Annotated in this window: 18 protein-coding genes and 1 tRNA gene; 7 read left to right on the top strand and 12 right to left on the bottom strand. The window is 71.2% G+C overall.

Features of this window, described 5'->3' with window-relative positions; all coding sequences use genetic code 11:
- Positions 1-13: 13 nt before the first annotated feature.
- Complete coding sequence (gene pruA, locus AB0H75_RS08860) at positions 14-1,639, bottom strand: L-glutamate gamma-semialdehyde dehydrogenase (RefSeq protein WP_367792800.1); 1,626 nt, start codon at positions 1,637-1,639, stop codon at positions 14-16.
- Positions 1,640-2,557 carry a proline dehydrogenase family protein gene (locus AB0H75_RS08855; RefSeq protein WP_367792797.1) on the bottom strand — a complete coding sequence of 306 codons (918 nt, stop codon included), beginning with the start codon at positions 2,555-2,557 and terminating at the stop codon, positions 1,640-1,642.
- A gap of 77 nt (positions 2,558-2,634) precedes the next feature.
- Between AB0H75_RS08855 and AB0H75_RS08850 the strand changes: the two genes are divergently transcribed.
- The gene (locus AB0H75_RS08850) at positions 2,635-3,690 is read left to right on the top strand and encodes a PucR family transcriptional regulator (RefSeq protein WP_367792794.1); all 1,056 of its coding nucleotides are present in this window, start codon (positions 2,635-2,637) and stop codon (positions 3,688-3,690) included.
- Between the two features lie 140 nt (positions 3,691-3,830).
- Here AB0H75_RS08850 and AB0H75_RS08845 read toward each other — a convergent pair whose 3' ends face one another.
- The gene (locus AB0H75_RS08845; RefSeq protein WP_367792790.1) at positions 3,831-4,934 is read right to left on the bottom strand and encodes a glycosyltransferase; all 1,104 of its coding nucleotides are present in this window, start codon (positions 4,932-4,934) and stop codon (positions 3,831-3,833) included.
- A 111-nt stretch (positions 4,935-5,045) separates the two neighbouring features.
- Complete coding sequence (locus AB0H75_RS08840) at positions 5,046-6,875, bottom strand: SpoIIE family protein phosphatase (RefSeq protein ID WP_367792787.1); 1,830 nt, start codon at positions 6,873-6,875, stop codon at positions 5,046-5,048.
- A 58-nt stretch (positions 6,876-6,933) separates the two neighbouring features.
- On the opposite strand from AB0H75_RS08840, the gene AB0H75_RS08835 reads away from it, so the two are divergent.
- Positions 6,934-7,686 carry an ANTAR domain-containing protein gene (locus AB0H75_RS08835; protein WP_367792785.1) on the top strand — a complete coding sequence of 251 codons (753 nt, stop codon included), beginning with the start codon at positions 6,934-6,936 and terminating at the stop codon, positions 7,684-7,686.
- A 7-nt stretch (positions 7,687-7,693) separates the two neighbouring features.
- Here the strand turns inward: AB0H75_RS08835 and AB0H75_RS08830 are convergent, their stop codons facing one another.
- The gene (locus AB0H75_RS08830; RefSeq protein WP_367794190.1) at positions 7,694-8,050 is read right to left on the bottom strand and encodes an STAS domain-containing protein; all 357 of its coding nucleotides are present in this window, start codon (positions 8,048-8,050) and stop codon (positions 7,694-7,696) included.
- Positions 8,051-8,228: 178 nt separating this feature from the next.
- On the opposite strand from AB0H75_RS08830, the gene AB0H75_RS08825 reads away from it, so the two are divergent.
- The gene (locus AB0H75_RS08825) at positions 8,229-8,999 is read left to right on the top strand and encodes a SigB/SigF/SigG family RNA polymerase sigma factor (RefSeq protein WP_367792782.1); all 771 of its coding nucleotides are present in this window, start codon (positions 8,229-8,231) and stop codon (positions 8,997-8,999) included.
- 15 nt (positions 9,000-9,014) lie between these two features.
- Complete coding sequence (locus tag AB0H75_RS08820; protein ID WP_367792779.1) at positions 9,015-9,425, top strand: ATP-binding protein; 411 nt, start codon at positions 9,015-9,017, stop codon at positions 9,423-9,425.
- Positions 9,426-9,589: 164 nt separating this feature from the next.
- On the opposite strand, the gene AB0H75_RS08815 is transcribed toward AB0H75_RS08820, so the two are convergent.
- The 4 genes from AB0H75_RS08815 to AB0H75_RS08800 form a co-directional block, all read right to left on the bottom strand.
- Positions 9,590-9,787, bottom strand: coding sequence for a hypothetical protein (locus AB0H75_RS08815; protein ID WP_367792776.1), 198 nt, complete (start codon positions 9,785-9,787; stop codon positions 9,590-9,592).
- Between the two features lie 12 nt (positions 9,788-9,799).
- Positions 9,800-10,810: a hypothetical protein gene (locus tag AB0H75_RS08810; RefSeq protein ID WP_367792773.1), complete on the bottom strand. Its 1,011-nt coding sequence runs from the start codon at positions 10,808-10,810 to the stop codon at positions 9,800-9,802.
- Between the two features lie 6 nt (positions 10,811-10,816).
- A complete protein-coding gene (locus tag AB0H75_RS08805; protein WP_367792770.1) occupies positions 10,817-11,365 on the bottom strand; it encodes a hypothetical protein in 549 nt (182 codons plus the stop codon).
- 240 nt (positions 11,366-11,605) lie between these two features.
- Positions 11,606-11,998: a hypothetical protein gene (locus tag AB0H75_RS08800; protein ID WP_367792766.1), complete on the bottom strand. Its 393-nt coding sequence runs from the start codon at positions 11,996-11,998 to the stop codon at positions 11,606-11,608.
- 152 nt (positions 11,999-12,150) lie between these two features.
- Here AB0H75_RS08800 and AB0H75_RS08795 point away from each other — a divergent pair.
- Positions 12,151-12,227, top strand: a tRNA-Pro gene (locus tag AB0H75_RS08795).
- Here AB0H75_RS08795 and AB0H75_RS08790 read toward each other — a convergent pair.
- The 3 genes from AB0H75_RS08790 to AB0H75_RS08780 all read right to left on the bottom strand — a co-directional run bounded on the left by AB0H75_RS08790 (position 12,190) and on the right by AB0H75_RS08780 (position 13,402).
- Positions 12,190-12,738, bottom strand: a complete 549-nt coding sequence (locus AB0H75_RS08790) for a tyrosine-type recombinase/integrase (protein ID WP_367792763.1) — start codon at positions 12,736-12,738, stop codon at positions 12,190-12,192. The genes AB0H75_RS08795 and AB0H75_RS08790 overlap by 38 nt on opposite strands.
- 9 nt (positions 12,739-12,747) lie before the next feature.
- The gene (locus AB0H75_RS08785; RefSeq protein ID WP_367792760.1) at positions 12,748-13,041 is read right to left on the bottom strand and encodes an integrase core domain-containing protein; all 294 of its coding nucleotides are present in this window, start codon (positions 13,039-13,041) and stop codon (positions 12,748-12,750) included.
- Between the two features lie 160 nt (positions 13,042-13,201).
- Positions 13,202-13,402 carry a hypothetical protein gene (locus tag AB0H75_RS08780; RefSeq protein WP_367792757.1) on the bottom strand — a complete coding sequence of 67 codons (201 nt, stop codon included), beginning with the start codon at positions 13,400-13,402 and terminating at the stop codon, positions 13,202-13,204.
- Between the two features lie 71 nt (positions 13,403-13,473).
- Here AB0H75_RS08780 and AB0H75_RS08775 point away from each other — a divergent pair, with 71 nt between their 5' ends.
- Positions 13,474-14,478, top strand: a complete 1,005-nt coding sequence (locus tag AB0H75_RS08775) for a LacI family DNA-binding transcriptional regulator (RefSeq protein WP_367792755.1) — start codon at positions 13,474-13,476, stop codon at positions 14,476-14,478.
- A 97-nt stretch (positions 14,479-14,575) separates the two neighbouring features.
- Positions 14,576-16,651 carry a beta-galactosidase gene (locus AB0H75_RS08770; protein ID WP_367792752.1) on the top strand — a complete coding sequence of 692 codons (2,076 nt, stop codon included), beginning with the start codon at positions 14,576-14,578 and terminating at the stop codon, positions 16,649-16,651.
- Positions 16,652-16,660: the final 9 nt, after the last annotated feature.

Raw genomic sequence — 16,660 nt, 5'->3', positions numbered from 1 at the left:
GCGTCGAGCGGGCTCAGCCCATGTGCGGGTAACGGTGGTCGGTCGGCGGGACGAACAGCTCCTTGATCGTGCGGGCGTTCACCCAGCGGATCAGGTTGAAGATCGACCCGGCCTTGTCGTTGGTGCCCGAGGCCCGCGCGCCGCCGAACGGCTGCTGGCCCACGACCGCGCCCGTCGGCTTGTCGTTGACGTAGAAGTTGCCCGCCGCGAAGCGCAGCCGCTCCGAGGCCGCCGCGATGGCGTAACGGTCCTGGGCGATGAGCGAGCCGGTCAGCGCGTACGGCGCCACGCCCTCCATCTGGTCCAGCACCCGGTCGAAGTCGCCGTCCTCGTAGACGTGCACGCCGAGGATCGGCCCGAAGTACTCCTTGACGAAGATCTCGTCCGTCGGGTCGGCGCACTCCAGGATCGTCGGCCGCACGAACCAGCCCACGCTGTCGTCGTAGGAGCCGGTGAGCACGTCGATGTCCGCCGCGTCCCGCGCCCGGTCGATGGCCGCCTTGTGCTTGGCGAAGGCCCGCCCGTCGATGACCGCGCCCATGAACGTGGACAGGTCGGCGGTCACGTCCCCGACGGTCAGCGACTCGGCCGTGGCCACGAAGTCGTCGCGCATGCGGTTCCAGACCGAGCGCGGCACGTACGCCCGCGACGCCGCCGAGCACTTCTGCCCCTGGTACTCGAACGCGCCCCTGATCAGCGCCGTCGAGAGCACGGCCGGGTCGGCGGAGGGGTGGGCGAGCACGAAGTCCTTGCCGCCGGTCTCGCCGACCAGGCGCGGGTAGGAGTGGTAGGAGGCGATGTTCTGGCCCACCGTGGCCCACAGGTGCTGGAACGTCGCGGTGGAGCCGGTGAAGTGGATGCCCGCCAGCGCCGGGTGGGTCAGGGCGGCCTCGGAGACGGCCTGGCCGTTGCCGGTGACCAGGTTGATGACGCCCGGCGGCAGCCCGGCCTCCTCCAGCAGCCGCATCGTGAAGTGCGCGGCGAACTGCTGGGTCGGCGACGGCTTCCATACCACGACGTTGCCCATCAGCGCGGCCGAGGCCGGCAGGTTCCCGGCGATGGCCGTGAAGTTGAACGGCGTGATCGCCAGCACGAACCCTTCGAGCGGCCGGTACTCCATCCGGTTCCACACGCCGGGGGAGGAGATCGGCTGGTCGGCGTAGAGCTGGCGCGCGTAGGAGACGTTGAAGCGCAGGAAGTCGATCAGCTCGCAGGCCGAGTCGATCTCCGCCTGCTGCACCGACTTCGACTGGCCGAGCATGGTGGCGGCGTTCAGCGTGGCCCGCCACGGCCCGGCCAGCAGGTCGGCCGCCTTGAGGAAGATCGCCGCCCGCTCGTCGAACGACAGCGCCCGCCAGGCGGGGGCGGCCCGCAGCGCGCTGTCCACGGCGTCCCGCACGTCCTGGGCCGTAGCGTCGTTGGTACGGCCCAGGACGGAGGCATGGTTGTGCGGCTGCACCACGTCGATGGGGGCGCCGCCGCCCATCCGCTGCTCGCCGCCGATGGTCATGGTCAGGTCGAGGGAGGCGCCGGCCAGCTCCTTGATGCGGTCCTCCAGCGCGGAGCGCTCGGCGCTGCCCGGCGCGTAGCCGAGGATGCGCTCGTTCGCGGGCGCGGGGACGTTGCTGATGGCATCCATTTACTTACCCCCAAGGGCACGAAGGAAGAAGGCGACGTTGGCCGGGCGCTCCGCCAGGCGGCGCATGAAGTAGCCGTACCAGTCGTCGCCGTAGGGGACGTAGACGCGGACCGTGTGACCGGCGCCCGCCAGGGACTCCTGCCGGTCGGTCCTGATCCCGTAGAGCATCTGGAACTCGTGGTCGCCGATCGCCCGCCCGTACCGGTCGGCCAGCGTCTCAGTGATCGTGATCAGGCGGTCGTCGTGCGTCGCCACCATGGGGTATCCCTTCCCCGCCATGAGGATCCGCAGGCATCGCACGTACGCCTTGTCCACCTCGGTCTTGTCCTGGTGGGCGACCGAGGCGGGCTCGCGGTAGGCGCCCTTGACCAGCCGCACCCGGGAGCCCTCCGCCGCCAGGTCGCGGCAGTCGTCCTCGCTGCGGAACAGGTACGCCTGGATCGCCACGCCCGTCGCCGGGTGGTCCTCGCGCAGCTTGCGCAGGATGCCGAGGGTGGAGTCGACGGTGGTGTGGTCCTCCATGTCGAGGGTGACGGTCGAGCCGCCGGCCGCGGCGGCCGCGCAGATCTCGCGGGCGTGCTCCAGCGCCATCGCGTCGTCGAGCCGCTGGCCCACGGCCGACAGCTTCACCGACACCTCGCCCCGCGAGCCCAGCTCCAGCGGGCGCAGCGCCTCCAGCAGCGTGATGTACGCCCGGGCGGTGGCCTCGGCGGCCCGCGCGTCGAGCGTCTCCTCGCCGAGGTGGTCGATGGTGACGGCCAGGTTCGCGTCGCGCAGGCGCTCGACGGCGGCGCGGGCCTCCGCGACGCTCTCGCCCGCGACGAACCGCTCGACCACCTTCTTGGTGAGCGGGAAGCCTGACACGGAGCGGCGTACGAGGTCGCTCCTGGAAGCGGCGAGCAACAGTTGACCGAGCATGCTTCCCAGTCTAGAAACCGCAGGTCAGCGGGGGCTATCGACGGGCGTAACGGGAGGTGTGGCAGGCTGTCGTACAAATGTATGACCCGGCAGACCTACAAGAGACCGTCGACGAGATCGCCGCCCGGCTGGGCGCGTCCGCGACGCTGGAGGACCGCTCCTTCCGCCTGCTCGCCTACGGGGCGCAGCACGGCGACATCGACACGGTCCGCCAGGAGTCCATCCTGCGCCGGCGGGCCAGCGGCGAGGTGCGCGACTACTTCGAACGCTACGGCATCGCCAGGGCCGACGGGCCGGTACGCATCCCGGCCGACGCCGCGCTCAAGGTCCTGGCCAGGGTGTGCTGGCCGCTGCGGCACGGCGAGGTCACCTACGGCTACCTGTGGCTGCTCGACTCCGGCGCGCTCACCGACGAGCGGCTGGCCTCGGCCGCGCCGCTGGTGGCCAGGGCCGCCGCCGCGCTCGCCCAGGAGGCCAGGAGCCGCAGCGACCTCGGGCGGGGGCTGCTCGCGCTGCTCTCGCCCGACCCCGAGGAGCGCGCCGGGGCCGCCATCGACGCGGCCGGCCCGGTCACGGCCGTCGCGGTACGCGAGTCGCCGGAGCGGGTGGCCGCCCTGTGGACGCTGCCGCGCGGGGTCCTGGCCCGCCCGGGCTCGCCGGTCGCGCTGCTCGCCCCCGCGCACCTGGCGGGGGAGGTGGCGCAGACCGTGCAGAGCGCGTACGGCACCGCCGCCGGCGTGGGCGGGCCCCGTCCCGACCCGGCCGACGCCTGGCTGAGCTGGCGCGAGGCCCGCCAGGCGCTGCGCATCGCCGAGCACTTCCCCCGCTACGCCCCGGTCGCCCGCTGGGAGGACCTCGGCGTGCACCGCCTGCTGGCCCGGCTCGGCCTGCCGGACCTGCGCGAGCTGGCGGCCGAGACCGCGGCGCTGGACGCCGAGCTGGCCCAGACCGTCGAGGTCTACCTCGATCTCGGCGGCCACGCCCAGAAGACCGCCGCCGAGCTGGGCATCCACCGCCAGACGTTGTACTACCGGCTGGGCAAGGCCGAGCGCCTGACCGGCCGCGACCTGGCCGACGGCGACGACCGCCTGGCCGTCCACCTGGGGCTCAAGGCGGCCCGGCTGTGCCGGTAGCTCCTCGTACGGCCGGGAGCCGGTAACTCCTCGTACGGCCCGGAGCCGGTAGCTCCTCGTACGGCCGGGAAAGCGGACGGCCCCGGCAGGAGGTCCTGCCGGGGCCGGATGGCGTCTCGCGCGATGGTCGGTCGTCGGGGTCAGGCGCAGGCCGCCTCGTACACCCGGACGAGCTCCTGGCTGACGCGCTCCCAGGAGTAGCGCGAGCGCGCCCGGTCGGCGCCCGCGTACCCGAGCGCGGTGCGCAGCGTCGGGTCCTGCAGCAGCTCGCGGGCGAGCCGCGCGGTACGGGCGGGGCGGTCCGGCGGCACCAGCAGGCCGGTGACGCCGTCGATGACGGAGTCGAGGTGCGCGCCGACGGCCGAGGCGATGACCGGCACGCCGCAGGCCATGGCCTCCAGCGCGACGATCCCGGTCGTGGCCTCGCGCGGCACCGACACCACGGCGTCCGCGCCGCGCATGAGCTTCGGCACCGCCGCGCGCTTGACCTGGCCCAGCAGGGTCACCCGGTCGGCGACGCCGAGCTGCTCGGCCAGCACCCGCAGGCGGCGGGCGTCGCGGTCGGCGTCCAGGTCCTCGGGCTCGGGGCCGCCGGCGATGACCAGCTCCACGTCCTGAAGGCCCTGCAGCGCCCGCACGATGGTGTGCGCGCCGCGGTCCGGGGTGAGCGGGCCGACGTGCAGCAGCCGCTTGCGCGAGCCGCGCGTGACGGCCGGGCCGCGCCGCTGGAAGCGCTCGGTGTCGACGCCGTGGGGCACGATCGCGATGTTGTTGCGCGGCACGCCGAGCCGGATCAGCGCGGACTCCTCGTCGCCCGAGCCGGCGATGACGGCGCGGGCGCGGCGCCCGAGCGCCCGCTCCACGTCCTTGTGCGCGGTGTCCACGGTGTGGAAGGTCTGCGTCACGGGCACCGACAGGCCCTGCGCGCCGGCCACGGCGGCCAGGCCCCAGGTCCAGGAGTGCGCGTGGATCACGTCGGGACGGTCCTGGCTCCACCGCTTCGACAGGTGGTCGCCGATGTCGTTGAGGTACGGCAGCACGGCGTCGGCGGGCAGGTCCTTGGCCGGGCCCACGTCCAGGTGCTCCAGCGTGACGCCCGGGGCCACCCGCGTCTTGGGCTTGCTCTCGGTGTTGTCACGGCGGGAGTAGATGGTGACGTGGTGCTCGCGGCCCAGCTCGCGGGCGACGGCGAGAAGGCGGTGGCGCTGGCTGCCTCCGGCGGAAGCGACGATCGCGATATTCATGGCACACCTCAGCAACGTGAAAGAGCGTCAGAAGGTGTGCCTGCGTCTTAGGCACGGAAGTCTGTGAGAGAGAGGATACCCAGGTTTGCCGCGATCGCAAACCCCCACTAATCAGACACCCCGCAGCGCGAACACCACGATCTCATCCCATACCTGCCCACCGGAGAAGAGATTACGATCCTCCTCCACCGCCTTCACCACCGCGGAGGGCGCCTGACCTGCGCATCTGCCGAGAACATCGGCCAGCCGCTCCTCGCCGTACGGCTCGCCGCGCTCGTTCCTGGAGGAGATCAGGCCCTCCGAGTACAGCACCAGCGTCTCCCCGGGGCCGACCGTCAGCGTCTCCACGCCGGTCTCCGCCTCGGGCGCGATGCCCAGCGGTACGCCGCCGCCGGCCGCGTACCGCACGCCGCCGTCGGGCTGCAGCAGCACCGCCGGATGGTGCCCGGCCGACGACATGCGGATCGTGCGCCCCTTGACGAAGCCCGCCGCGGCCATCACGAACATGCCCGTGCCCTGCGCCACCAGCGCCTCGTTGACCTTGCGCATCACCAGGCCGGGGTCGGACTCCCAGACGCTGAGCACGCGCAGCCCGCCGCGCACCATGGCGCTGACCGAGGCCGCCTCCTCGCCCTTGCCGGCCGCGCCGCCCAGGGCGAAGCCCCAGCCGTTCGCGATCGGGAACACGTCGTAGAACTCCGCGCCCACCGACGAGCCCGGGTGGTAGACGGCCGCCGCCTCGTAGCCGGGGATGTCGGGCAGGTTGCGCGGCGCCACGCTCGCCGACAGCGCGTCCGCCGCCCGCGAGCGGCTCTGGTAGCTGGTCTGGGCGCGTACCGCGAGGCCGAGCTGAAGCCCCACCTCCTGCAGCACCGCCAGGTCCGCCAGCGTGAACGGCGGCCGGTCGTGCCCGCGCACCAGCGTCAGCGCCCCGTCGCCGACCCCGATCGGCACGCACACCATCGAGCCCGCGCCCATCACCGTCAGCAACGGCCCGTCGGGACAGAAACCCAGCAACGTCTCGTCGTCCACCATCTCCTGCACCACGCCGCTGCGCCGCTCCAGCACCTGCAGCACCACCTGGCTGCCGGCCGGGTCGGCCCCCTCGACCTGGCGGATCACCCCGGCCACCGGCTGGTTCTTCGGCCCCATCACCACCGAGCGCCGCGGCAGCCCGTCGCGCAGGATGTCGGCGATGACCCAGTCGGCCCACTCGGCCGCCAGCAGGCGCGTGGCCCGCGCCACCGCCACCGGCTGCAGCAGCGCCTGCTCGTCCAGCAGCAGCTTGCCCATCTTGACCAGCAGGTCCTGGCGCTTGGCCGCGGCGATGAGCAGCGCGCCGTCGGACTGCTCCGGCCGCGCGCCCGGCTCGGGAAGCTGCACCTCGGTCGGCAGCGCCACCGCCGCCACCATCTGCTGCGGCTCGCCCGGCATGGTCAGCCTGGTCAGCGCCACCTGCACCGTGTGGGTGCGCCCCTGGTGCGCCAGCCGGGTCTCGAACGCCGACGGCTGCCCCGTCTGCAGCACCGACGTCAGGTGCGAGCGGAACGCCGCCCGCCGCGAGACGTCCACCAGCAGCGGGAACGAGCGGCCCACCAGGTAGCCGTCCGGGCTGCCCAGCATGCGCGAGGTCTCGGGGTTGATCCGCCGGACCACGCCGCCGCCGTCGAGCACGATCACCGGCACCGGGAACGCCCGGAACACCTGCCGCAGCAGCTTCAGCTCGCGCTGCGCGCCGTCCTTCCTGCTCGCGGTCCGCTTGGGGGCCTTGCGCAGCTGCTCGCGCGCCTCGGCGAGCAGCTCGGTTGCGGTGTCGAGCTCGGCGAGGGCGGCATCGAGGGTTGGCGCCAGGTCGTCCGGGTAGGCGGTCCTCGCCTCACGCAGTGAGGAGACGCGCCCGGCCAGCGCGTCCAGCGCATGTTCGAGGTCCGGCATGGTCATCCTCTGACGCTACGCTACCCAGGATATTGGTTGCCATATGGGGTAGAGCCTTATCGCTATGGAATCCACCACGTTGATCACTCCCGGGCTCGCTCGCGACCTCGCCACGCTGGGCCGTCTCGGCGAGGACACCTCCATGGAGAGCGTGCTCCGAGGTCTCACCACGGCCCTGGCCGCCGGCGTGCCCGGCTGCTCAGGAGCCTCCGCCGAGCACCGGCGCGACCAGCGGGTGCTGGTCGCCGGCTCGCACAGCGAGCTGATCCTGCTCGTCGAGAGCGAGCGCGAGCTCGGCGAGGGCCCGTCCGTCGAAGCCAGGAAGAGCGGCGCCCGAGCCTCGGTGTCCGACGTGCTCACCGACGGCCGCTGGCCCCGCTACGACGCCCTGGCCACCCGCTGGGGCGTGCGCTCGGCCCTGCTGGTGCCCATCGACGTGGCCCAGGCCCAGCTCGTCATCGGCCTCTACTCGGTGCGCCCGGGCGCGTTCTCGCCCCAGGGCGCCCACTCGCTCGCCGACATGCTCACCGAGCAGCTCGGCGTCGCCATGGCCAACATGTGGGAGTTCGAGGAGGTGCGCACCGACGCCGCCCAGCTCCAGGAGGCGCTGGCCGGCCGCGCCCTCATCGACCAGGCCAAGGGCATCATCATGCAGACCAGCGGAGTCTCCGCCGAGGCCGCCTTCGAGGAGCTGCGCAGGATCTCGCAGCACCACCAGGTCAAGGTGGCCGACCTGGCCAGGCTCCTGGTGGAGGAGCACCAGCGCAAGTCGCGCCGCGGATCCGGCGCCGGCCGCCCTGGCGGCGCCATCGGGTAGCGGGGTGCTATCCGATGGCGGCCAGGGCGTCGTCCAGCGTGTCGTACAGCGGCAGGCGCTGCGCCAGGCCCGTGATCCACATCACCTTCGACTTGGAGTACTCCACGCCGACCAGCGCGAACCTGGAACCAGAGGCCAGGCTCGTCTGCCAGTGATGCACGATCAGGCCGAGCGCCCGCGAGTCCATGAACGTCACTCCGGCGAGATCGAGGATCACGTCGGAGCCTGCCATCGACAGGTAATCGGCGAATTGCTCGCGCGTGGTCGCGTCGAGCACGCCGTCGACGCGGATCACGGTGATCCCGTCGACGGCTGACGACGTCAGGCTCAGGGCCGCCGCGGTCCCGTCGCCGTTTTCCGGCATTGTCACGCAGCAACCCTACTGTCACCACACGAGGGAGGAATACTTCCGGCGCGATGGGGGACACTGGAGCCGAAGTCCAGCAGCGGGCTTTCGTCTCGAGAGTTGAGCGAGGCGTGCCTCTGCATGGGCTTTTTCTCTGTCCCGCGCGAGGCCGCCTGCATCCATAAGAGGAGCAGCGATGGCTGTGCAGGAATACGTCCTCGAGGAGATGTCAGCAGAAGAGCTCCTGGCCGAGATGGTCCGGGAGGACACCCCCGACAGCCTCAGAGAGCGGTTGCGCGAGCGCATCGTCGAGATGCACCGGCCGCTCGCCATGGAGATCGCCCGCCGCTACCGCTACCGGGGCGAGCCTTTGGAGGATCTCCTCCAGGCCGCGTATGTTGGCCTGATGAAAGCGGTCAACGGCTTCGACGCGAGCCTCGGGCACGCGTTCAGGGGCTACGCGGTCGTCACGATGACAGGGGAGGTCAAGCGCCACTTCCGCGACCGCACCTGGGCCATCAGGGTGCCGCGCCTCTACCAGGAGCGCCGCTCCGAGCTCAACAGGCTCGTCGCCGACCTCAGCCAGGACCTCGGCAGGTCGCCCACCGTCGCCGAGCTCGCCGCGAAGATGAACATCACAGAGGAGGACGTCCTGCTCACGCTCGACGCCTCCGCCGCCTACAGCACGCTCTCGCTCGACGCGCCCCTCGGCACCGACGACGACGCCGCCTCGCTCGGCGACGTCATCCCCGAGGACGACGACACGCTGAGTACGATGGTCGACAGGGAAGCGGTCAAACCGCTCATCGACGCCCTCCCCTCGCGCGAGAAGCACATCTTGCTGCTACGGTTCTTCGGCAACATGACGCAGGCGGAGATAGCCGCCGAGTTCGGCATCTCCCAGATGCACGTCTCGCGCATCCTCAGGAAGGTACTGGACCAGCTACGCACCGAGCTGGTGGGTTGAGAAGAAGGACGCCGGGTGAACGAGGAGGTCGAGCCTCAGTCGGGCTACACGAGCCCGCCGCCCGGCGCGCCCGTGCGACGACTCCGGTTCGGGCTGGGGGACCTGCCGCGGGTCCGGCAGTTCGCCGAGGACGGCGCCCGTGACGCCGGCATGCCGGAGGAGGCCATCGGCGACTTCGTGATCGCCGTCAACGAGGTGGCCACCAACGCCGTCACCCACGGCGCCGACCGGGCCGTCATGCGCACCTGGACGGTGGGCGGTGACCTGATCGTCGAGGTTCACGACGAGGGCACCTGGAAGCCGGGGCCGATGCCCGGCGCGGTGGGCGGCATGGGGTTGTGGGTGGCCCGGCTGCTGTCGTCCGACCTGACCCTGCGGGTGGGCAGCGGCGGCAGCACGGTGATCATGCGATTTCCCGGCAAGTAGCAAGACGCGGGCCCGGTCTTCGGGACGTCCGCATGTCTCGGGACGTCCGCGTGCCTTTCGGGACATCCCCATGCTTTTCGGGACGTCCGCATGGAACAGCCCCCCGCCGGATCGCATGCGGTGCGATCGGTGCGGAGGGCCGTTCCGTCGGGCGGGTCGACCGGTCAGCGCCGGGCGCGGCCTCGCCAGTTGCTGTATCCGCTACGGATGCTGGCCGTGCCGACGCCTGCCTGATGCAGAGCCAGCAGGCACAGCCCCAGCAACGCGAAGGTCATGCCCGAGATCCCGCCGGGGATCCGTGCGCCTACCAGGTCGAGCAGGAATCCCAGCCCGAATATGATCGCCGCGACTACCGCGAGCATCTCATCCTCACCTCATCCCTGATCCGGGGAGCCGTACGTGGAGCCGTACGTGGAGCCGTGGGTACCGCCTGGGGTGGAGCCGTACGTGGACGCCTGCGGGCCGCCGGCCCCCGAGGCGGGCGCCGAGGCCGACGACAGGGCCAGCAGGCGCTCCAGGACGTTCCTGTACTCGCGCAGAGCCTGCCTGAGCTGCTCGGTGTCCGGCGCCTCGACATCCTTCCAGCGCTCGCGCAGGGCCGCCGTACGGCTGGTGAGGCTGCTGGTCAGCGACTCCACCACCTCGCCCAGCAGGCCGTCGGCCCGCTGCACGGCGTCGCTCGGGTCGTCCACGAACCCGGCCTGCAGGTCGCGCCAGCGGGCCTGCACCTCGGCCGGGTCCTGGTCGAACAGGGTGACGTCGCTGGGAGCGGCGTGCGCCGGCGTCTCGGCCGGAACCTCACCGGCCGCCGCCGGGGTCAGCCCGTCACGCTCGTCACGCTCGTCGTGCTCGTTGCGTTCGTCGTGCTCGTCGGCCTGGGTGCCGTCGCCGCCGGTCCCGGGGTAGGGCTCCCGGTAAGGGACGTCGTCGCCCCCCGCGGTCACGGCGCCGGGAACCGCGGTCGCGTACGCGTCGTCGCTCCGCGGGGGCGGCGACGGGACGGTGGCCTGCTCGCTGCGGGCGAACTCGTCGTCGTCCACGTCCACCGCGCCGGCGTCCCGCCGGCGCTCGTCCGCGGAGTCCCGCTCGTCCAGGTGATCCCGCTCGTCCGCGGGCTCCTGCCCGCGCGGGTAGACCCGCTCGTCGGCCGGAACCCCCGAAGCCCGCACATCCGAGGCACCCGTAGCGTCCCGGGTGTCGGCGGTGTCAGTGATGTCGGTGGTCTCGGTGGTGTCCCTGGTGTCCGTCCGGCCGGCCTGGGCCTGCCGCTCGTCCTCGTGACCGCGCTCGTAGCCGTGCTCGTAAGCCTCGCGCGGGCCGTCCTCGGCCCGCTGTTCCTCATCGGGCCGCCGCGCCGGCACCTTCAGCTCGTCGCTGCTGCTCATATGTCTTCACCGTCCTTGGGCGGTTTCCTGGAGCAGCTCCTCGAACAGAGCGCGATAGTGCACCATGGCCTGGCGGAGCTCCTCGGTGGAGGCCTCCTTCCTGGCCGCGCGCCCGCTGATCTCGTGAGCGGCCCGGTAGTGGTCGAGGGTCGAGGCGTGCCGTACCGACAGGTCGGACAGCCGCTGCTCGAAGTCCTCGGTGGGATAACCCCGCTCGGCCATGACGGACGTGACCAGCTGGTCGGCCTCCGTCACCGCCGCCATGGGGGCGTCCACGAAACGCTCCTGCACCGTGGTCCACCGGTTCGCGTATGCGTCACGGGCCTCCGGGGCGAGCGGGCGGATGTCGAGCTCGTTGAGCCGCTCCTCACGGGCGAGCAGCTCCTGCTCGGCCTCGCGCCGGTTCTCGCGTTCGGAGACCACGCGTTCGTACTCCGGGCCGAAACGTTCGCGGAGGTGGTTGCGGCGCTTCTGCCGCTGACCCACGAAGTAACCCACAGCGGCGAGCGCCACCACCGCGACCACGACGACGGCCACCCATACAGAGGTGGTCATGATGTTCGCCTCCGGTCTCTTTTCTTGAGACCAGCGACTTCCCTGGGGAGGGTACATAAAACTCGTCCCACCCCACTAAAAGGCCCAAATTTCCCCGCCGGACCCCCGCCGGACTCCCGGCGGAACCACCCGCCCGGAACGGCCATCTGCGCGGCTCATCCGGGACGGCCCGCCCGCGACCACCGCGACGCCACCTCCCCGCCACCACCGCGGTACTACCTGCCTGCGACCGCCCCGGCACTACTCACCTTCGAACGCCGCGGCGTCACCTGCTTCGAGCGCCGCCCGCGCCTCGGCCAGCACACCCGCGACATGAGACCCGGAGCCCGCGGCCGGAACCTCACTGAACCCTTCAACGGCGTCGTACCGGACGTCCAGCCCGGCGTCCACCAGCCGCTGCGCCCACCGCAACGCCGTATTGAGCCGCTCGGCCGCCGGTGGCCGCCCTTGCGCCGCCGCCGACAGGTTCCGCAGATTGGTCGCCGGCCCCGACTGGGCATGCGCCCGCGCCAGCTTCCACGGCACCGCCCGGCTGTGGTCCATCATCGGCTTGGCCAGCCCCGCCGCCCGCTTGGCTTGCAAGATCCCCGACTCGCTCACGCCGAAATGCTCCGCCAGCTCCTGCACGCTCATGCCCCGGCCGACCAGCCTGGCCAACTCAGCCCGGTCGATCGTCGCCCTACGCCCCACCAGGCGCCCTCCGCTCCCGTTCTCCGTGTGCGCGTGTACCTCCGATGTGCGCTAAGGTTATGACGTCCCGCCCCGCAGGGGGCGGCCGACACAACCGGGACGTAGCGCAGCTTGGTAGCGCACTTGACTGGGGGTCAAGGGGTCGCAGGTTCAAATCCTGTCGTCCCGACCAGGTTTTCGCTGGTCGATGAGGGTGTCACTCGGAAGGGTGGCACCCTTTCGCATGAGTGAGTGACCAACTGAGTGACTGCGGGGGCGAAGATCGCGTCCATTGCCGCAGCTCCTTGCAGCAGTACGGGGCGGATCTGCTTGCGGTAGACGGCCTCGGTGACCGCCGTCCCGCTGTGGCCGACGAGCCGGGCGATGTCCTCCAAAGGGACGCCGGAGTCGGAGAGCAGTGAGACGAAGCTGTGCCGCATCTCGCGAGGGGTCCAGTAGGACGCGGGCATCCCCGCGTCCTTGACGATCCGCCGGAAGACGCGGCGCACGTTGGGCGCGTCGAGCGGCGTGCCGACGAGCGAGGCGAAGACGAGCCCGTGCTCCTGCCACTTCTCGCCCGCCGCCTTCTTGTCCTTCCGCTGCTGCTCGCGATGCTCCTTCAGCGCTTCTACGCAGCGCTGGGGCAGGGCCAGGGAGCGCCGTGAGCGCCGGGTCTCGGTGTCTGCGCCTGCCGACAATTCCATCCACGCAGGTCACGCCGCTTGTGAGTACTCATGGAGGACGCCGCCGAGCCGGTCTCGCCGGCGTACATTCATGTCGATTTGCTCTGGGGCCGTGATCGGACCGGGGACGGTGCGCAGCGGGGCGGCTTGGTTCAGGGTTTGATGTGCTCGGTGCTGGTTGTAGAAGTGTTCATATTCGCGCAGGGCGTGCCGTAGGTGGTGTTCGTTCCAGGTCAGACAGCGGTCGAGAAGCTCGTGACGGCATGACTGCACCCACCGCCCCATGATTGAGTTCATCCGTGGCATCCGGATGCCGGTGAGCACCTTCTTGATTCGGGAGATGAACTGCGTTCTGCCGACGAACTGGCGGGCGCGCTCGGCGATGAGCGTGCCGAACGCGGAGGGGGAGTGGCCGGCTCCCCGCGTGCGCTCTTCGATGGCCCCCAGGAGCGCCAGGGTCTCGTCGATCTTGCCCAGGAGCGGCTCAAGGCGGGTGAGTGCGGCGACCGGAGTGCGCGCTGAGCTCGAAGATCCGGCTGAAATGGGCGTAGGCGGCGAGGGGAGCGAGTTCGCCGCCGTCCATCGCATCCCTGGCGACCCCGTCGGTGATCCAGAACGTGAGCGCGTCGGCGAGCTGTGCACGATCCACGGGGAACGCGTCGAGTTCGGTGGCGGTGTCGATCAATGCGTGCACCAACTCGCCGATCTCCAGGAAGCCAGGTCACGGCGGCTGTGGGAAGGGGGTAAGAATGAGGCGTGAAGGCTCCGACGATCTACGACGTCGCACGGCATGCCGGCGTCTCCCACCAGACGGTGACCAGGTTCCTCAAGGGCTTCCAGGGGATCCGGCCGGAGACGCGTAAGCGGGTGGAGGAAGCGCTCATCGCGCTCGACTACCGCCCGAACTCGGCGGCGCGGCTGCTGCGCTCGCAGCGGACGAACCGCATCGGGGTGCTCGCCGACAGGATCGATCAGAGCGGGCCCGCGCGCATCCTCACCGGGGCGGGGGAGCGCGCGCACGAGCTGGGGTATGTCCTGGACGTGGTGGTCGCCGACGGCACCAGCGCGGGTTCGGTCGCAACGTCGCTGGCCACGATCACCGAGCACCAGGTGGCCGGGATCCTCGCCACCGCGCAGACCGAGATCGTGCTTGAGGAGCTGCGCAGGCAGGCGACCGCGGCTCCGCTGATCATCAGTCCGCAGCCCGATGCAGGGACGGACGAGCCCGGGGTCAACGAGCTGGCCGGGCGGTGCGCGGCGGACCACCTGATCGACCTGGGGCATCGCGTCATCGGTTACCTGGCGGGGCCTGACATGTGGCTGGCCGCGCGGGGGCGCATGTCAGGGTTCACGCAGCGGGTGGCCGAGCGTGGCGGGCGGGTGGCCTGGGTGCGGCACGGTGACTGGTCCGCAGCGTCGGGGTACGCCGCCTACGGCAGCCTGAGCGAGGACGAGCGCGCCGTGACGGCGATCGGCGTGGCGAACGACAGCATGGCCATCGGGGTGGTCTGCGCCGCGGTCGAGTCGGGCGTACGGGTTCCCGAGCAGCTCAGTGTCATCGGCACCGACGATCTGCCGGAAGCCCGCTACGTGCTGCCGTCGCTGTCGACCGTGGCGATGGACTTCGAGGGCGAGGGCCGCTTCCTGATCGAGGAACTCATCGCCAAGATCGAGGGCGCGCAGGCCCAGGAGCAGGCACTTCCGGCCCTGCCGCACCTCATCGCCCGCGCTTCCACCTCGCAGCTCGTTACCAGGCCGTAACTGACGGGACGTTGCGGCCGATCTTCTACCCGGAGTACGGTCGCGAACAAATGTTGTCGACAACATAGAGACGACATCGAACGAGATTGGATCACGAATGGCTGTTGCTCCCCGGTTCTCCGGCGTCCTGTTCGGCGCCGCCTACTACACGGAGTACCAGCTGGAAGACCGTCTCGACCGCGACCTGGACCTGATGCGCGAGGCGGGCTTCACCGTCATCCGGGTGGGTGAGTCGGTGTGGTCGACGTGGGAGCCGCGTGAGGGCGAGTTCGAGCTGGACTGGCTACAGCCGGTGCTCGACGGGGCGCACGCGCGCGGCATCGGCGTCATCCTCGGGACGCCGACCTACGCGGTGCCGCCGTGGCTGCAGCGCCTGCACCCGGAGATCGCGGTGGAGGCCGAGACCGGCCGCCGCAACGGCTTCGGCGCCCGCCAGGAGATGGACCAGAGCCACCCGGCCTACCGGTTCTACGCCGAGCGGATTGTGCGCAAGGTCGTCGAGCGGTACGCCGGCCACCCGGCCGTCATCGGCTACCAGGTCGACAACGAGCCGGGCCTGCACCTGCCGCGCAACGAGCACACCTTCCAGCGGTTCGTGAACTGGCTCAAGGACCGTTACGGCACCGTCGAGGCGATCAACGAGGCGTGGGGCCTGGTGTACTGGTCGCACCGGTTGTCCGACTGGGCCGACCTGTGGCGGCCGGACGGCAACCTGATGCCGCAGTACCAGCTGGAGTGGCGGCGCTTCCAGTCCACGCTGGCGACGGAGCTGATCGCCTGGCAGGCGGACGTGGTGCGGAAGTACGCCCGCAACGACCAGTTCGTCACCACCTGCCTGTCCTACTCGCGGCCGCAGGTGGCCGACGACGAGCTGGTGCGCTCGCTCGACGTCGTGGCCGGGAACCCGTACTACCGGATGCAGGCCGGCCTGGACTGGCACCGGGAGTTTCCGGCCGAGGCGCTGTGGTGGCATTCCGGGGTGTGGGCGCTGTTCGCGTGGGGGGACCGGGCCTGGTCCTCGGCGCAGGCGCCGTACCTGGTCACGGAGACCAACGCGCAGTCGATCGGTGACGCCTGGCAGAACCTGCCGCCGTATCCGGGGCAGCTCAGGCAGGCGGCGTTCGCGCTGCTGGCCCGCGGCGGCCGCATGATCGAGTACTGGCACTGGCACACGCTGCACTTCGGCGCGGAGACGTACTGGGGCGGGGTGATCCCGCACAGCGGGCAGCCCGGCCGCATCTACCGGGAGGTGGCCGAGCTGGGCGGCGCGCTCAAGGCGCTCGGCACCGCGCTGGACGATTACATGCCGGACGCTGACGTGCTGCTGCTGTACTCGACGGACACGAAGTGGACGTTCGAGTTCGCCCCGCCGCTGGCGAACCAGGACGGGTCGCCCAACACCGGCGCCTACCTGGACATCTTCAATGCGTTCTACCGGGGCTTCTTCGAGGCCGGCGCGCAGATCCGCGTGCAGCACCTGAGCCAGTTCGTCACCACGGACCCGGCGGAGCTGGCCCGCCGCTTCCCGGTCCTCGTGGCGCCGGCGGTGTACGTGGCCGATGACGCCGTGCTGAACCACCTGCGTGCGTACGCCGCCGCGGGCGGCCATCTCATCGTCGGGATTCGTACCGGTTACGGCGACGAGCTGGCCCGAGCGCGGGCGGCGGTGGCCCCGGCGATCCTGGGCGACGCCGCCGGCGTGCACTACGACGAGTTCAGCAACCTCCTGGAGCCGCTGCCGGTGACGGCGACCGCTCTCGCGCTGGAGCCGGGTTCGGCGGGGATCGGGTGGGCCGACGTTCTGCAGGTCGACGACGCGGAGGTGCTGGCCGCGTACGCGCCGAACGAGATCGGCGCGTCGGCGGCCCTGACCACCAAGGCGTTCGGGGCAGGCCGGATCAGCTACCTGGGCACCGTTCCGAACACGCCGTTGTCCCGCAGCATCGCCCACTGGGCCGTCCCCGAGACGGCCAAGCAACAGTGGCAGGCCCCCGAGGCCGTCACCGTCGCCACCGGCTCCGGCAATCTCGCCTTCATCTCCAACTGGTCGTCCGAACCGGCCGGCGTGGTGGCTCCCGCCAAGGCCGTCGATCTCCTCTCCGGCGCCGGCTACGCCGCCGGCGACCGCCTTCCTCTCGCGGCACGCGCCGCGATCGTACTCAAGCTCCAGTGAAAGAAGACC

It is taken from the genome of Nonomuraea sp. NPDC050783, from assembly GCF_040802095.1.
Lineage (GTDB): Bacteria > Actinomycetota > Actinomycetes > Streptosporangiales > Streptosporangiaceae > Nonomuraea.
The sequence above is the reverse complement of the archived record's forward strand: the minus strand, read 5'-3'. Positions and strand labels throughout refer to the sequence as shown.

Bases quoted from the DNA above. Each gene is read 5' to 3' on its own strand.
- AB0H75_RS08815 (WP_367792776.1), bottom strand. From the start codon at position 9,787: ATGCTCGCGGTAGTCGCGGCGATCATATTCGGGCTGGGATTCCTGCTC.
- AB0H75_RS08840 (WP_367792787.1), bottom strand. From the start codon at position 6,875: ATGACCATGCCGGACCTCGAACATGCGCTGGACGCGCTGGCCGGGCGC.
- AB0H75_RS08790 (WP_367792763.1), bottom strand. From the start codon at position 12,738: ATGGAATTGTCGGCAGGCGCAGACACCGAGACCCGGCGCTCACGGCGC.
- pruA (WP_367792800.1), bottom strand. From the start codon at position 1,639: ATGGATGCCATCAGCAACGTCCCCGCGCCCGCGAACGAGCGCATCCTC.
- AB0H75_RS08800 (WP_367792766.1), bottom strand. From the start codon at position 11,998: ATGAGCGTGCAGGAGCTGGCGGAGCATTTCGGCGTGAGCGAGTCGGGG.
- AB0H75_RS08805 (WP_367792770.1), bottom strand. From the start codon at position 11,365: ATGACCACCTCTGTATGGGTGGCCGTCGTCGTGGTCGCGGTGGTGGCG.
- AB0H75_RS08855 (WP_367792797.1), bottom strand. From the start codon at position 2,557: ATGCTCGGTCAACTGTTGCTCGCCGCTTCCAGGAGCGACCTCGTACGC.
- AB0H75_RS08770 (WP_367792752.1), top strand. From the start codon at position 14,576: ATGGCTGTTGCTCCCCGGTTCTCCGGCGTCCTGTTCGGCGCCGCCTAC.
- AB0H75_RS08830 (WP_367794190.1), bottom strand. From the start codon at position 8,050: ATGCCGGAAAACGGCGACGGGACCGCGGCGGCCCTGAGCCTGACGTCG.
- AB0H75_RS08850 (WP_367792794.1), top strand. From the start codon at position 2,635: ATGTATGACCCGGCAGACCTACAAGAGACCGTCGACGAGATCGCCGCC.
- AB0H75_RS08825 (WP_367792782.1), top strand. From the start codon at position 8,229: ATGGCTGTGCAGGAATACGTCCTCGAGGAGATGTCAGCAGAAGAGCTC.
- AB0H75_RS08845 (WP_367792790.1), bottom strand. From the start codon at position 4,934: ATGAATATCGCGATCGTCGCTTCCGCCGGAGGCAGCCAGCGCCACCGC.
- AB0H75_RS08835 (WP_367792785.1), top strand. From the start codon at position 6,934: ATGGAATCCACCACGTTGATCACTCCCGGGCTCGCTCGCGACCTCGCC.
- AB0H75_RS08810 (WP_367792773.1), bottom strand. From the start codon at position 10,810: ATGAGCAGCAGCGACGAGCTGAAGGTGCCGGCGCGGCGGCCCGATGAG.